This is a genomic window from Pseudomonadota bacterium, assembly GCA_037200975.1.
In the GTDB taxonomy this organism is placed as follows: domain Bacteria; phylum Pseudomonadota; class Gammaproteobacteria; order Steroidobacterales; family Steroidobacteraceae; genus CADEED01.
Genome location: JBBCGI010000001.1, coordinates 3,215,879 through 3,231,266 on the forward strand (window position 1 = coordinate 3,215,879; position 15,388 = coordinate 3,231,266).

Here is a 15,388-nt window from a genome sequence, read left to right on the forward strand (position 1 = left end):
TGGCCGCTACGCCTGCCGCGCCTGCGCGCGCACCGGCAGTTTCCAGCCCGGCCGGATGAAGTGGCAGGTGTAGCCGTCGGGATAACGCTCCAGGTAATCCTGGTGCTCCGGCTCGGCTTCCCAGAAATCGCCGGCCGGTTCGATCTCCGTCACCACCTTGCCGGGCCATAACCCGGAAGCCTCGACGTCGGCGATGGTGTCTTCGGCGACGCGTTTCTGCTCATCGCTCGTATAGAAGATGGCGGAGCGGTAGCTGGCACCCAGATCGTTGCCCTGGCGGTTCTTCGTGGTCGGATCGTGGATCTGGAAAAAGAACTCGAGCAGCGAGCGGAAACTCATGACCTTCGGATCGAAGATGATCTCGACGGCTTCGGCGTGGGTGCCGTGATTGCGATAGGTGGCGTTGCGCACCTCGCCGCCGGAATAACCGACCCGCGTCGAGATGACGCCCGGATACTTGCGCAGCAGATCCTGCACGCCCCAGAAACAGCCGCCCGCTAGAATGGCGCGTTCGCTCGATGTATTCATGACGATTGATCTCCTTGGGGGCCGATCATACGCCGGCCGGGCGGCCCGTGCGAGTGCGCCGCCTAACTACAGCGCGGAATATTCGCCGTGCCGGCGGATCGGGCCGGGTGCATACCGTCGCCGCCAGTCGCTGGGGGTCTGCCCGACGATGCGGCGAAAGCTGCGGCTGAAATGCGCCTGGTCGCACAGTCCGCACTCGAGCGCGATGCGCGCCAGCGAATGGCCGGTGGTGAGCATTTTTTGCTGTGCCACGGACATGCGCTGCTTGAGGATGTAGACCACGGGCGGCATTGCGAAGCTGGCCTTGAAGGCGCGGCTGAAATGGCTGTCGCTCAATTTCGCCAGCGCCGCGAGTTCCGAGGCGCGCAGGCGGCTGCTGATGTTCTCGCGCACGTAGGCGGCGATGCGTTTCGCCTGCCAGGGCGCGAGGCCGCCGCGCGGTGGCGGCGCGCGCACGGGCTCCGGGGACGATACGCGGCTGCCCGGTGACGCGAGTGTGCCGCCCGTGGCCGAATATTCACCGCCGCCGTCGTTGAGCGCCGCCATGGTTCCTCGCGAATGGGTGTGCCCGATCGTCGAGCCCGATCACACCAGATGCGCGGGAAAGCGGAAATTACACAAAAGTATAATGCGGCCGGCGCGATGGCCGGATCGCGGGATCGGGCGACATCAAGCGTCGTTTCCGTCGATCCAGGTGCCCTGCACCTGCAACTCGTCGTCGAGCAACACGAGATTGGCGCGCCGGCCCGGCGCGAGGCGCCCGGCGGTTTCGAGCTTGAGGAATTCGGCCGGATTGCGGCTGCCCATGCGCAGCGCCGTGGCCAGGTCGAGTCCGAGTAGTTTGACCGCGTTGCGCACCGCGGATGCCATGTCGAGATGCGCGCCGGCCAAGCCGCCGGCATCGTCCATGATCTTGTCGCCGGTGACCGTGATGAGCCTTCCCTGGATGCGGAACGACTTGAGATCGGAGCCGACGCTCGGCATCGCATCGGTCACGAGCATGAAGCGCTCGTGGCGTTTGGCGCGCAGTGCGAATTTCATGACTTCGGGATGCACGTGGTGGCCGTCGACGATGAGCCCGCACCAGGATTCGCTGTCGGCGAGCGCGGCGCCGACGGCGCCCGGCTCGCGCGAAGTCAGCGGCGACATGGCGTTGAACAGGTGCGTGAACCCGCGCAGGCCGGCCGCGAGCGCGGGTTGCAGCTCGTCGAAGGTCGCGTTGGTATGACCGGCGGAGACGATGACGCCGGCGTCGCTCAGGGCGCGGATCAATTCGGGCGTCGTGCGCTCGGGCGCGAGCGTGACCATCGTCAGACCACCGTGCGGCGTGCTCAGTAGTTCGACCGCGGCGGCATCCAGGCGGCGCAGTTTGCCGGCGTCGTGTACGCCGCGGCGATTCGTGTTGAGGAACGGACCTTCGATGTGGATGCCGAGCACACCCGGCACGCGGCTTTCGATCGCGGCGCGGGTCGCGTCGATGGCGCGCGCGACGACGTCGAGATCGTCGCTGATCAGCGTCGGCAGAAAACCCGTGGTGCCGAAGCGCCGGTGCGCCCTGCCGATCGCCGCGATGGAGGCGACGCTCGGATCGTCGTTGAACAACACGCCGCCGCCGCCGTTGACCTGTACGTCGATGAACCCCGGCGCCAGCAGGCGGCCGGCAAGATCGATGGTCCGGTCGGCGCCGACGATATCTTTGGTGCCGACGATCGCCTCGATGCGGCCGTCGCGCACCAGCAGTCCGCGGTTGCTTTCGATTCCCGCGTCAGTCAGCAGCCTTCCATTCGTGAACGCCAGCAGCATCAGACGGTCTCCGTGACCTTGTGGAGATGCGGTGGGCGGTCGGGGTCGAGTCCGCGCGCGAGCGCGAGTGCATTGGCCATGCGGTAGAACGACTGGATCTGCAGGATCGGTTCGATCACGGGATGCGCGGCCAGCGACGGCAGCGGCGTAGCGCCACGCGCGGTGGCGCCGGTCAGCAATACGCGCGCGCCGCGGGCGGCGAATTCCGCCGCCAGCTCCTCGAGACCGGCACGTGTGTCGTCGGCCTGCGCGAACATAAGCAGTGGAAAGCCGGCGCGCACCAGCGCCATCGGTCCATGCCGGACTTCGGCGGAGCTGAACGCCTCGGCATGCAGGCCGCAGGTCTCCTTGAGCTTGAGCGCGGCTTCCTGCGCGATGCCGAGGCCGAAACCGCGCGCGACGACGAACAGGTTCACGGCGTAGCGCAGCGTTTCCACGCCGGCGGTCCAGTCGCATTCCCAGGCGCGCGCGAGCTGGTCCGGCAGCTGATGCAGCGACGCCGACAACGCCGCGTCGTCCCGCCAGTTGGCGAGCAGCTGCACGATGCAGCTCAGCGAGGCGATGTACGACTTGGTGGCCGCGACGCTGCGTTCCGTGCCCGCATGTAATGGCACGGCCACGTCCACCAGCTGCATCAACGGCGAGTCCGCGGTGTTGCACAGCGCGACACACAACGCGCCACCGGCGCGCGCACTTTCCGTCGCCGCCAGCAGATCCGGGCTCCTGCCCGACTGCGAGATGGCGATGAACAACACGCCGCGCAGGTCCGTGTTCGCATCGTAGATGGAGCTCACCGACGGCGCGGCAGAGGAGGTGAGCACCTGCGTGTGCGCCTCGATGAGGTAGCGCGCATAGGTCGCCGCATGATCCGAGCTGCCGCGCGCGCAGGTGACCACGGCGCGCGGCGGCTTTTCGCGCAGCCTGAAACCGAGCTCGCGCAGCTGCGGCGCATTGGCCGCGAGCTGGGCGCGCACGGCCGGGCCCGCCGCCGCCGCCTCGAGGAACATCCGGCTTTCCTCGCTCACGATGATGCGCTGAGCTCCGCCACGAAGTCGTAGATGTCGCCGCGGTAGTAAGACTGCGAGAACTCGACCGCGCTGCCGTCCTTGAGATAACCGACGCGTGCGACCAGCAACCCTGCGTCGCGCTCCTGCGCCTTGAGCAGCTTGGCCTGTTCGGCCGTGAACAATACGGCGCGCAGGCGCTGCAGCGCGCGCACCGGGCGGTTGCCCGCCTGCTCGAGCGCTTCGTACAGCGAAGATTCCACCGCATCGAGCGAGGGCAGGCAGTTGGCGAGCACGGTCGCGTACTCGATCGCCATCGGCGCGTCGTCGGCATAACGGATGCGATGGAAACGGAATACCGGCGTGCCAGGGCTGGAGCGCAGCGTCAGCGATTCTTCGGGGGTGACGGTGCCGGCCGCCTTGGTGAGCCACACGCTGCGCGGCTCGCGGCCGCGCGCCCGCATGTCTTCCGAGAACGAGGTCAGCTTGGCGAAATTCTTCTCGACGCGATTGCTGACGAAAGTGCCCGAGCCCTGCTTGCGGACCAGCAGGCCTTCCTCGGCGAGTTCGTCGATCGCCTTGCGCACGGTGATGCGCGAAACGCCGAGCATTTCCGCCAGATCCCGTTCCGGCGGCAGCGCATCTTCCGGCGCGATCGCACCGTTTTCGATGGCTTCGCGCAGCGCGCGCTGCAACTGCTGATACAGCGGCAACGAGCTCGATTCATCGAGTTTCTGCAAGTAGTTAGACAACGGCACTTCGACTCCCCTCGCCACACGCATCCTCGCGGCTGCACAGAGCCCGAACAATGACACCAGAACAGGACCAATACAATACCAATGGCCCGATGTGTGGCCGCAACATCACCGCGCATTTGAGATTTGTTGCTGTTTCGCGGTAATCGAGCGCCTGAAAGGGCTTGTCAGCGGTACTCAAGTGGTACTACAGTGGCACGCAAGTGGTCTTTTGAAAACATAAATGGGGAAGGGTCGCCAAATGCTCAACAGTCGTTCAACTCTGCTCGGCGCCGCCATCGCGATGGCGCTGTTCAAGCCCACCGGTGCCGCATTCGCCGCCGATCAGCCGGCGGCCGAGAACCTCGACGAAGTCGTCGTCACCGGAATTCGCGGCAGCCTGCGTCAATCGATCGAGACCAAGCGCAAGGCCACCGGTGTGATCGAAGCGCTGACCTCGGAAGACGTCGGCAAATTTCCCGACAAGAATCTCGCCGAGGCGCTGCAGCGCGTTCCCGGTATCGTCATCAGCCGCGACTTCGGCGACGGCGAACGCGTCAACCTGCGCGGCACGAGCGCCACGCTGACGCGCACCATACTCAACGGACACAGTCTCGCCACGGCGGACTGGTTCATCCTCGACCAGCTCAACTCTACGCGCAGCTTCAACTACCTGATGCTGCCGGCCGATGTCATCGGCCAGGTGGAAGTGCTGAAGTCGCCGCAGGCCGATTACGAAGAGGGCGGCATCGGCGGCACGATCAACGTCAAGACGCGCCATCCGCTCGAGCTGCCTTCGATGTCGGGCGCGGTGTCGGCCCAGGCCGCGTACTCCGAGCTGTCCGACAAGTTCGATCCGAATGTCTCGGCCTTGTACAACTACAAGAACGATGCCGAAACCTTCGGCATCATGGTCGCCGGCAAATACGAGAAGCGCCAGATCCGTCGCGACGGCGTCGAGGTGCTGGGTTACCAGGAGATCGATCTCGACCCGGGCGCCGGCGTGAACACCGGGTTGTTCCCGTCATTGATCGGCTCCGCATTGTTCACGCAGGAGCGCGTGCGCAAGAGCTTCAATTTCGAAGCGCAATTCAAGCCTTCCGACGCGCTGGAATTCACGCTGGCCGGCCTGTATTCGAAATTCGATGCCGACAACACCAACGAGAACTATCTGGCCTGGGGCAGCCGCGCCATCAACAACGGCGGCACGCTGACCAACACCACCATCGTGGGAGACACGGCGGTTGCGGGCACGATCAGCTCGCTCAACAACGGCACCAGCGATTTCGGCGTGGTGTACGACGCCATCAACCGGTTCGCGGCGGCGGATACCAAGTCCATCGACCTGCTGACCAGCTACCACTTCACGGACAGCTGGAAGGCGGAACTGCGCCTCGGCACGACCGACGCGTCGGGCGACACGAACAGCCAGCCGTTCGTCGAATTCGGCGCGCCGGCTACCTACACGTACGACCTGCGCGGCAAGTCGCCGCAGGTGAATTTCCTGAACGTGGATCCCACCGATCCGAACGACATGCAGTTCATCTTCAGCTCGCTGCACCAGATCCTGAACGACGACAGCGAGGACTACGCCTACCTCGATTTCACCGACGAGCTCGACGCGGGCGTGCTCAAGTCGATCAAGTTCGGCGCGAAGTACAGCGACCACGATCGCGACCTGGTTTTCAACGGCACCACGTACGGCGGCTTCCACGTGCCGATCAACACCACGCCGGCGTCGGCGTTTGCCGGTGGCCCCACGCCGGGCGACTTCCTCGATCACATCTCGGCGCCGGGCACGCTCGATGCGTATTGGCAGATCGACAAGCAGGCCGTCAACGACATCCTGTTCGACAATCTCGCGAGCGGACCCGGCCGCATCCTGTATCCGCAGCAGAGTTTTTCGGTCACGGAGAAGGCGACCGCCGGGTACCTCATGGGCAACCTCGAGGGTGAAGCCTGGCGCGGCAACGTCGGCGTGCGTTACGTCGAAACGAAGCAGACCTCGCGTGGCTACGTCACGTCTCCGCTGGGCAGCATCCCGAATCTCTTCAGCCCCTACGATCCGATCTCGGTCGAACACACCTACAGCGACGTGTTGCCGTCGGCGAGCTTCGCCTTCGACGTGAGCTCGGATGTCGTCATCCGTGTGGCTGCCGGCAAGGTGATGGCGCGTCCCGACTACACCGATGTGGCGCCGCGCCTGTCCCTGAATCCCGGCTCGCTCACCGGCACGGGCGGCAATCCCAACCTCGATCCGTATCGCGCCTCGCAGGCCGACGTGTCGGCCGAGTGGTATCCGGACGAGGATTCCTTCCTCGCGCTGGCTATCTACTACAAGGACATCAAATCGTTCATCACCGATGCTCCGGGCGTCGAGGACGTGCAGGTCCAGTCGGCGACCTCACCGTCGCTGGCCTGTTCGGCGGGCCCCGCCCCGAACACCTTCATCTGTCCGTTCACGATCAATCGCCGTTCCAATGGCGGTGGTGGCGAGATCAAGGGCGCCGAGTTGTCGTTCAACAAGGCGGTGGGCGCAGGCTTCGGATTCACCGGCAACTACACGTATTCGGACGCCGCGGCGGACAACGGCGATCCGATCCCGGGCAACTCCAAACGCACCTGGAACCTCGCGGCGTACTTCGAGAATCCGACCTTCAGCACGCGCCTGGCGTACACGTACCGTTCCGACTTCTTCGTGACCTTCGACCGTTCGACGCAGCTCAACCAGAAGGAACTGACCGAACTGGACGCGTCGTTCGCCTGGAATATCACGCCGACGATCGCGGCGACCTTCGACGCGATCAACATCACGGACGAGAAAATCGAGCAGTACGCGGGCGACACCTTCCGTCCGCGCGCGATCTACGACAACGGCCGGGTGTTCTACGCCGGCGCGCGCTTCAAGTTCTGAGGGCACCCACGTTGCGGGTGCGCGGCCTAATAACCGCGCGCCCGCAGCAGCGGCTGCAGCTGTGCCAGGTACGGCGCGAGCTGCGCCGCGTAATGCCGGTAACGGCCGATGGAGCGGTCGTTGAGCTTCTCGGTCACCTGCGCATAACTCGGCGTGGGCGCGTAGCGGGGATTGCGATGGAAATCGAGGCAGGCCGCTTCGAACTCGAGGCCGAGGAATTTCAGCAGCGCCTCCGTGTGTGTGTGTTGATCGGCGATGAAATCCTCATACCGCAGCACGAACTCGTCTGGCCAGATTCCACTGCCGCGCGTCTCGGCCGCGTAGTGCGCATCGAGATCGGAGACCGCGAGCAGGTGATGAACGATGTCCTCGATCCGGTATCCGCAATTGAAACCATGCGTCATGTTGTTGGACAGCATGGACACGCACACATCGAGCGGATGCCGCAGCACGCGCACGATCTTCGCATCGGGAAATGCCATGCGGATGATGGGCAGCCAGATCTCGTTGAAAGGCATCTTGTCGGTGAAGAAAGCCTTGCCCGCACCCGTGAGGCCATATTGTTCGCAGCGCGCGAAGTAGTAGTCGCGAAACAGGCTGGCGGCGTAGCGCTGGTCCGCGGTCCAGGTCTGCCCGAGGTTGTCGGGAAAACCTTCGGCGCCCGCGAACTGCTGGACGGCGAGGCGGCGCAGCTCGGTCATGAACGAAAGTTCGCCGCCGGCGCGAATGGCCGGGTGGCTGGTGAGTACCTGTTCGACCAGCGTCGTGCCCGAGCGCGGGAAGCCGACGATGAAACACGGCTGCGGCACGTCGGCCCGGCGCGCCGCGGTCGGCAGCAGCGCGATGTTCTGCTTCGTGAAGAAGCGCTTCATGCGCGCAAAGAAGGTTTCCACGGCGGCGGCCGGATACGTGAGATTGCCTGCCTCGATCGCCAGTTGCCGCTTGCCGGCCGCGAGCTGGGTCCACGCCTGCTCGTAGCGGCCCAGCCGGTCGAGCAGCCGTCCGCGCTCGAGCATGGCATCACCTGTGAGCGACTTCGCCGAGTCGATCAGCGCCAGTGCGTCGGCAGGTTTGCCGGTACGTGCCAGGTGATTCGCGCGCAGCAGGTCGATGTCGGCCTGCGGGTTGGCTTTGGCAGCGCGCTCGAGCAGCTCGAGCGCACGTGGCATGTCGCCGCGCACCTCGCAAAGCTTCGACCAGTGGGCCAGCGTTCGCAGCTCGTTCGGCGCGAGCGCGTCGGATTGCGCGAAGCATGTTTCCGCTTCCTCGGTGCGGCCCTGCTGCAGGAGGTTGAGCGCCAGGTTGGCGAGCAGCGGAGCGGGTTCCACGCCCAAAGCCTGTGCGCGGCGGAAATGCCACTCGCCGGCCGGAAGATCGTTGGCCTCGGACAGGACTTTCCCGAACAGCTGATGGGCCTGGGCATTGCGCGGATTGACGCGCAGGGCCACGCGCGCCAGCGCCTCGGCATCGGCGCGCTTCCCAAGCGCGAACCACAATTCTATAAGCTCGTTGTAAGCCCAGTCGGCGCGCGGATCGTCTTTGAGGGCCTGTTTGAGAGTGTCGGTTGCGGCGCTCAACTCGCCCTGGCGGCGCTGCGCGGCGTAGCGTTCCTGCGTGGAAGAGAGCGTCGAACTCATCGCGTGATGGTACAGCGGAGCAAACAGGCGAGAGGGGAACAAGATAGTGAATAACCGGTCAACGAGTAATCCCATGATGAACTCACGTCTTTCGCGTCTCGCGTCGGCTTGCGCGTGTGTGTTGGTTGCCGCCTGTGGCGGCCCCGCGCCGCAGCCGCAGCAAGCGCCGCCGGCGAAGGTGGATACCGCCTGGATGGGGCTGGTACCGGCGCCGCGCCAGATCGATGCCGTGGCCGGAAGATTCCTGGTCGAGGCAACCACGCCCGTGACGTACACGGGCGGTGCGGGCACCGCCGGCGTCGCGCGTTTCCTGGTCGAGACGGTGAAGCGCGATCTGTTGCTGGAGCTGCGCGCGCCGAAGGAAGGTGCCACGAGCGGCGGCATCAACTTCATCCTCGAGAAGGATGGCTTGGCGCCGGAGGCGTATTCGCTCGCGATCGGCGGCAAGGGCGTGGACATCAAGGCGTCGACCGATGCAGGTTTGTTCTACGGCGCGGTCACTCTGTGGCAGCTGATGACGGCGCGCACCGGGCACGATCTCACGATCGAACTACCCGCGGTCGTCATCAACGACGCGCCGCGTTTCGGCTGGCGCGGATTGATGCTCGATTCCGTGCGCCACTATCAATCGCCGGAGTTCATCAAGAAATTCATCGATGCGATGGCGCTGCACAAGCTCAACGTGCTGCACTGGCATCTGACCGACGACCAGGGATGGCGTCTCGAGATCAAGAAGTATCCGCGGCTCACGTCGGTGGGGGCGTGGCGCGTGCCGGCGGGCCCGGCCGCGCGCGCCGACATCGACGAGAAAACGGGCAAGCCGCGTTTATACGGCGGCTTCTACACGCAGCAGCAGGCGAAGGACATCGTGGCGTACGCCGCCGCACGTCACATCACCATCGTGCCCGAGATCGAAATGCCGGGGCACGCCAGCGCCGCCGTGGTCGCCTATCCACAGCTCGGCGTGACCAACGACCCGCCCACGGAAGTGCCGGAGGAGTGGGGCGTGTTCCCGACGTTGTTCAACGCCGACGAGGCCACGTTCGGTTTCCTGGAGGACGTGCTCGCAGAAGTCATCGAGATCTTTCCGGGCCAATACATCCACGTCGGCGGCGATGAAGCCGTGAAAGATGAGTGGCAGGCGAGCGCGAAGATCCAGGCACGCATGAAAGAGCTGAAGGTCGCCGACGAACATGCGCTGCAGAGCTACTTCATCCAGCGCATGGAGAAGTTCGTCAGTTCGAAAGGGCGCAAGCTCATCGGCTGGGACGAGATTCTCGAAGGCGGCCTGGCGCCAAATGCGACCGTGATGTCGTGGCGCGGCATCGATGGCGCCATCGCCGCCGCCAAGGCCGGTCATGACACGGTGTTGTCGCCCGCGCCGGACCTGTATTTCGATCACTGGCAGAGCGCGGGCGATCTGTCGCCGGGCCGCAGCAACACGCTGTCGCTCGAAGACGTCTATCGCTTCAATCCGGAGCCGGCCGCGATCGGCGCGGAACAGCGCAAACACATCCTGGGTTTACAGGCGAACCTCTGGGCGGAGTTCATGCGATCGGATGCGCGCGTCTGGTACATGGCGTTCCCGCGCGTCGCTGCACTCGCCGAGGTGGCCTGGTCGCAGCCCGACAAGCTCGACTGGGCGGATTTTCAGCGGCGCCTGGCGCCGCAGCTCGCGCGTTACGACATGCTCGGCATCAACTACGGCCGCGAGGTGAAGGTCGAGCCCGGTCCGCGCCGGCGCGTCAGCCACGATCTCGCGCAATGCGGCGACGGCGGCTATCTACTGTCGCTCGAGGACGATGCGCCGATCCAGGGCGAACGCGCCGTGTTCCTGGTGAACATCACGAATCCGTGCTGGATCTGGAAAGCCGCCGACCTCACCAACGTGCATTCGCTGCGCGCCGTGGTCGGGCAGATTCCGTTCAACTTCCAGATCGGCAAGGACGCGGCGAAGATTCCACTGCCGAAGCCTGCGACCGCGAGCGGCGAGCTCGAGATCCGGCTCGACAAATGCGACGGGCCGGCGCTCGATACGATCTCGCTCGAAACCGCGGTGCCCAACAACGATCTGACGCGCCTGCCCACGCTCAACCTGGGCCAGCACAAGGGCATTCACGACATCTGTTTCCGGTTCACGCGTTCGAAGGTGGACCCGATCTGGGTCATCAGCAGCATCGAGCTGGTCGGAAACTGAGCGTGGGTTTGAAGATCCTCGCTCCGCTCGCCGGCTGGTGCGCGCCGCTGGCGGAAATTCCCGATGCGGCCTTCGCGCAGGGGATGCTGGGCGAGGGCGTAGCCATCGACCCGACCGGCCACGAGTTGCGCGCACCCTGCGATGGCGAGGTGATTTCGATCGCCGCCGCGCGGCACGCGGTGGCGCTGCGCACGGCGGCCGGTGTCGAGATACTGATCCACGTGGGCATCGATACCGTCACGTTGGCCGGCGCCGGATTCACCGTCATGGCGCGCAACGGCGATCGCGTTCGCGTCGGCGATCTGCTGATGACTTTCGATCTCGAGCTGCTCTCGCGGCGGGCGCCGAGCCTCATGACGCCCGTCATCGTCACGAATGGCGAGCGCTTCCGCATGGCACGCGCCAACACCGGGCGGCTCGTCGCCATCGGCGATGTCCTGTTCGAATATGAGGAGATCGCCGCGACAGCGGGCGGGCCGGAAGTTGGCGCCGCGGCCGCGCCGCTGATCAGCGAAGCCGTCGTCGTCTCGCACGCGCATGGCATTCATGCGCGCCCCGCCGCGCTGATCGCGCGGCTCGCGAAGACGCTGCCATACGAGATCGAGATCCGTGCGCGCGGACGTGCAGCCAGCGCCCGCAGCGCGGTCGCGCTGATGAGTCTTGGCGTGCGTGGTGGCGATGAACTGGTCATCAGCGGCTTCGACGCCACGGCGGCGGCCGGCATCGCGCAAATTTCGAAGCTGATTCGAAACCTCGCGAGCGAAGCACCACACATCGCCACGGCAGCCGTGGCATCCGCCGCGCCGGCCGAGCCCGGTGTGCTGCGTGCGGTGATCGCGAGCCAGGGACTGGCGCTGGGACCGGCGTTCTACCTGGATGCCGCGGAGCTGCTGGTCGCGGAAGCGGGCGCCGGCGTCGCCCATGAAAACGCGGCATTCGACCGCGCGCGCGATGCGGTCCGCACGCGCCTGACGCGACTCGCCGCGACGGCAGCGCCGACGGTGCGCGACATCATGGCCGCGCATCTCGAGTTGCTGGACGACCCACAGCTGCTCGACTCCGCGCGCGCCGCGCTGGCCGCCGGCAAGAGCGCGGGCTTCGCGTGGCGCGCCGCCTTGCGCGCGAGCGGGGCTGCGCTTGCGGCCACGGGCGACGCGCGCCTGGCCGAACGCGTCGACGATCTGCGCGACCTCGAACGCCAGGTTCTGACACACATCGCAGGTGCGCCCGCGAAGGCAGCGGCCATTCCGCCCGGCGCCATCCTGCTGGCGCGCGATCTCACACCGTCGCAATTGATCGATCTCGATACGGCCAGACTCGGCGGCATCGCGCTGGCCGGCGGCGGGCCCACGTCGCACGTCGCGATTCTCGCCGGTACGCTGGGCGTGCCCATGGTCGTGGCCGTGGGTGCCGCATTGCTCGATGCCGTGGCGGGAGCCGCGGTGATCCTCGACGCGGAAACCGGCACTGTGCGCATCGCGCCCACCAAAGAGGAGCTCGATGCCGCGCGTGAGTTGCACGCGCAGCGGCAGGCGCGACGCGGCCAGGAGCTGGCCGCCGCGCAAGCCGACTGCCGGCTCGCCAGCGGCGAGCGCATCGAAGTATTCGCCAACCTCGCGGGCACACTCGCGGACGTGCAGCTGGCGGTGGCGCAGGGCGCGGAGGGCTGCGGCCTGCTGCGCACGGAGTTCCTGTTCCTCGAGCGCGAAACCGCGCCCGACGAGCGCGAGCAGCGCACCCGCTACAGTGAGATAGCCGCGGCGCTGGCCGGCCGGCCGTTGGTCATCCGCACGCTCGACATCGGCGGCGACAAGCCCATTCCCTATCTACCGCTGCCACCCGAGGACAACCCCGCGCTCGGACTACGCGGCATACGCACCAGCCTGTGGCGCCCGGACCTGCTCGAAGTGCAGCTCCGCGCCTTGTTAGGCGCGGAGCCCGCGGCGCAGTTGCGCATCCTGCTGCCCATGATCACGGACGTGGCCGAGATCCGCGCCGTGCGCGGCAAACTCGATCTGTTGTGCGCGGAGCTCGGGCGCACCCGCCCACCGCTCGGAGCCATGATAGAAACTCCGGCAGCGGCCGTGCTCGCCGACCAGATTTCCGCCGAGGTCGACTTCCTGTCGATCGGCACGAACGACCTGGCGCAGTACACGCTGGCAATGGATCGCGGCCACGCCGAACTGGCGGCGCGCATCGATGGTCTGCATCCGGCGGTGCTGCGATTGATCGAAGCAACCACGCGCGGCGCCGCGCGGCATTGCCGCCCGGTCGCGGTCTGCGGAGGGCTGGCCTCCGACGCGCAGGCGGTTCCGGTGTTGATCGGGCTCGGCGTTACCGAGTTGTCCGTCGTGCCGAAACTCATTCCGCAGTCGAAGGCGTTGATTCGCGGGCTGACTCTCGAACGGTGCCGCGAGCTCGCTGCCCGCGCGCTCAAACTCAGCTCCGCCGCCGACGTGCGCGCACTCATTTCAACTGGAGCGATTCCGTGAAAAACCTCATCGCGAAACTTCAGCCGATGGGCCGCGCGCTCATGTTGCCCATCGCGGTCCTGCCGGTGGCGGCGCTGCTGTTGCGGCTCGGCCAGCCGGACCTGCTGGATGTGCCGGCCATCGCGGCGGCCGGCGATGCGATCTTTTCGAACCTCGGGTTGTTGTTTGCCGTCGGCGTCGCGGTGGGCCTGGCGCGCGAGAACCACGGCGCCGCGGGCCTCGCGAGTGTGGTCGGTTACCTGGTCGCCACGCATGGCGCGAAGGTGCTCATCGACGTGCCGCCGGAGGTGACCGCGGGTCTCACCGGCCAGATGAGCGACCTCGCCGCCGGCGCCTTTCGCGCCAAGGAGCTGTCGAAACTCAGCGTGCCGGTCGGGCTCATTTCCGGACTGGTCGCCGGCTGGGCCTACAACCGCTTCAGCGACATCCGCCTGCCTAGCTACCTCGCCTTCTTCGGCGGCCGGCGTTTCGTGCCCATCGTCAGCGGCTGCGCCGGCATCGTGCTCGCGCTGTGTTTCGGCTTCGGCTGGCAGACGCTCGAACACGGCATGGATGCGGGCAGCCAGGCGGTGCTCGATTCGGGTTCGGCCGGCATTTTCACCTACGGCGTGCTCAATCGCGTGCTGATCGTCACGGGCCTGCACCACATCATCAACAACATCGCGTGGTTCCTGTTAGGCGACTATCACGGAGTCACCGGCGACCTGAAACGTTTCTTCGCCGGCGATCCGACCGCCGGCGCCTTCATGTCGGGCTTTTTCCCCGTGATGATGTTCGGCCTGCCGGGCGCCTGCCTTGCCATGTACCGGACGGCGTTGCCCGAGCGGCGCAAGGCGGTCGGCGGATTGCTGGCCTCGATGGCGCTGACCTCGTTCCTGACCGGAGTCACCGAGCCGATCGAGTTCTCGTTCATGTTCCTCGCGCCGCTGCTGTACGTCATTCATGCCGTGCTGACCGGTATCGCGATGGCGCTGATGAATGCGCTCGGTGTGCACCTCGGGTTCGGCTTTTCGGCCGGATTGTTCGACTACGTGCTCAATTTCTCCCTATCTACCCGGCCCTGGATGCTGGTTCCGGTCGGGCTTGGCTATTTCGCGCTGTATTACGGCCTGTTCCGCTGGTGCATCGTGCGCTTCGGCTTGAAAACGCCGGGACGTGAAACGGAAGCGGCCGCGCTCGAGCCCGGCGGTGAGGATGGCGCGGCCACGCCCGCGGCGGGCTGGATCAGGGCGCTCGGCAGCGCCGGCAACTTGCGCGCGGTCGAAGCCTGCACGACGCGCCTGCGCCTCATCGTCGCCGATGCCTCGTTGCTGGACGAACCGGCATTGACGCGGCTCGGTTCGCGCGGCGTCCTGCGACTGGCGGACGGTGCGGTGCAGGTGGTGGTTGGGCCGATCGCGGATCAACTGGCCTCAGAAATCCGCGCGGCATTGCGCAACCCGGAAATCTCGAGCGTTGCCGCGCTTAGGTCTGATGCGGCCGCCGCGATCATGCCGCGGGTCGAACCCGACCCGGCGACACGCGAGCGGATCGTCGCTGCGCTGGGTGGGCGGGCGAACATCACATCCATTCACGTGAATGCCTCGCGCCTGTGCGTGTCGTTGCGCGATCCGGATGGAATCGACGAAGCGGCATTACGCGGGTGGGCGCGCGCCGTAGCGCGTCCATCGGTCAACAGCGTGCATTTGATACTCGGTCCAGAGGCAGGCGCGTGGGCGGCCGGAATCGAAGCCCGCTGAGACGTTCGCCGCACCGCGGCATCGTCGAACATCCCGGGCGCTCGACAAAAATTCGCTTCAACGCGATTTCGTCGCGTGATCCTTTTAATCGAAACCGCGACTTCCTAAACTCGCGCGCTTTCAAGGATGCAGTCATCGGTAGATCCGGCGGCTGGCGGCGTTGGCCACTTTTTGTAGGGAAGCCGTGCAACCCGAAGGGCTGCTGGAACGTCGTACATCGGTGACCCCGGGAAATAACGCCGGCGGTGGGAAGGGAAACCAAAACGTGGGCCAGTCTCAAGGGCATGCAACCCGGCGGGCTGCTGCGCGTCTTATGCCGGGTTCAATGGAAAATCGGCCC

10 protein-coding genes are annotated in these 15,388 nt (G+C 66.0%); 4 read left to right on the forward strand and 6 right to left on the reverse strand.

Annotated features, from left to right (window positions below; translation table 11 throughout):
* Positions 1-6 precede the first annotated feature (6 nt).
* The 5 genes from msrA to WDO72_14465 all read right to left on the reverse strand — a co-directional run bounded on the left by msrA (position 7) and on the right by WDO72_14465 (position 4,117).
* The gene (msrA, locus tag WDO72_14445) at positions 7-528 is read right to left on the reverse strand and encodes a peptide-methionine (S)-S-oxide reductase MsrA (GenBank protein MEJ0086877.1); all 522 of its coding nucleotides are present in this window, start codon (positions 526-528) and stop codon (positions 7-9) included.
* Positions 529-594: 66 nt separating this feature from the next.
* A complete protein-coding gene (locus WDO72_14450; protein MEJ0086878.1) occupies positions 595-1,074 on the reverse strand; it encodes an AraC family transcriptional regulator in 480 nt (159 codons plus the stop codon).
* A gap of 123 nt (positions 1,075-1,197) precedes the next feature.
* The gene (nagA, locus tag WDO72_14455; protein ID MEJ0086879.1) at positions 1,198-2,331 is read right to left on the reverse strand and encodes an N-acetylglucosamine-6-phosphate deacetylase; all 1,134 of its coding nucleotides are present in this window, start codon (positions 2,329-2,331) and stop codon (positions 1,198-1,200) included.
* Positions 2,331-3,338: an SIS domain-containing protein gene (locus WDO72_14460; protein ID MEJ0086880.1), complete on the reverse strand. Its 1,008-nt coding sequence runs from the start codon at positions 3,336-3,338 to the stop codon at positions 2,331-2,333. The genes nagA and WDO72_14460 overlap by 1 nt, the downstream gene beginning before the upstream one ends.
* 14 nt (positions 3,339-3,352) lie before the next feature.
* Complete coding sequence (locus WDO72_14465; protein MEJ0086881.1) at positions 3,353-4,117, reverse strand: GntR family transcriptional regulator; 765 nt, start codon at positions 4,115-4,117, stop codon at positions 3,353-3,355.
* A gap of 214 nt (positions 4,118-4,331) precedes the next feature.
* Between WDO72_14465 and WDO72_14470 the strand changes: the two genes are divergently transcribed.
* Entirely contained in the window at positions 4,332-6,983 is a 2,652-nt protein-coding gene (locus tag WDO72_14470; protein ID MEJ0086882.1) for a TonB-dependent receptor, read from the forward strand.
* A 26-nt stretch (positions 6,984-7,009) separates the two neighbouring features.
* Here WDO72_14470 and WDO72_14475 read toward each other — a convergent pair whose 3' ends face one another.
* Positions 7,010-8,620, reverse strand: a complete 1,611-nt coding sequence (locus WDO72_14475) for a sulfotransferase (GenBank protein MEJ0086883.1) — start codon at positions 8,618-8,620, stop codon at positions 7,010-7,012.
* Between the two features lie 73 nt (positions 8,621-8,693).
* Between WDO72_14475 and WDO72_14480 the strand changes: the two genes are divergently transcribed.
* The 3 genes from WDO72_14480 to nagE are packed head-to-tail and all read left to right on the forward strand — an operon-like array spanning position 8,694 to position 15,048.
* Positions 8,694-10,817 (forward strand): family 20 glycosylhydrolase, encoded by a 2,124-nt coding sequence (locus WDO72_14480; GenBank protein MEJ0086884.1) that lies wholly within the window; start codon positions 8,694-8,696, stop codon positions 10,815-10,817.
* 2 nt (positions 10,818-10,819) lie between these two features.
* Positions 10,820-13,309 (forward strand): phosphoenolpyruvate--protein phosphotransferase, encoded by a 2,490-nt coding sequence (gene ptsP, locus WDO72_14485; protein MEJ0086885.1) that lies wholly within the window; start codon positions 10,820-10,822, stop codon positions 13,307-13,309.
* A 26-nt stretch (positions 13,310-13,335) separates the two neighbouring features.
* A complete protein-coding gene (gene nagE / locus WDO72_14490) occupies positions 13,336-15,048 on the forward strand; it encodes an N-acetylglucosamine-specific PTS transporter subunit IIBC (protein MEJ0086886.1) in 1,713 nt (570 codons plus the stop codon).
* The last annotated feature ends 340 nt before the right edge of the window (positions 15,049-15,388 follow it).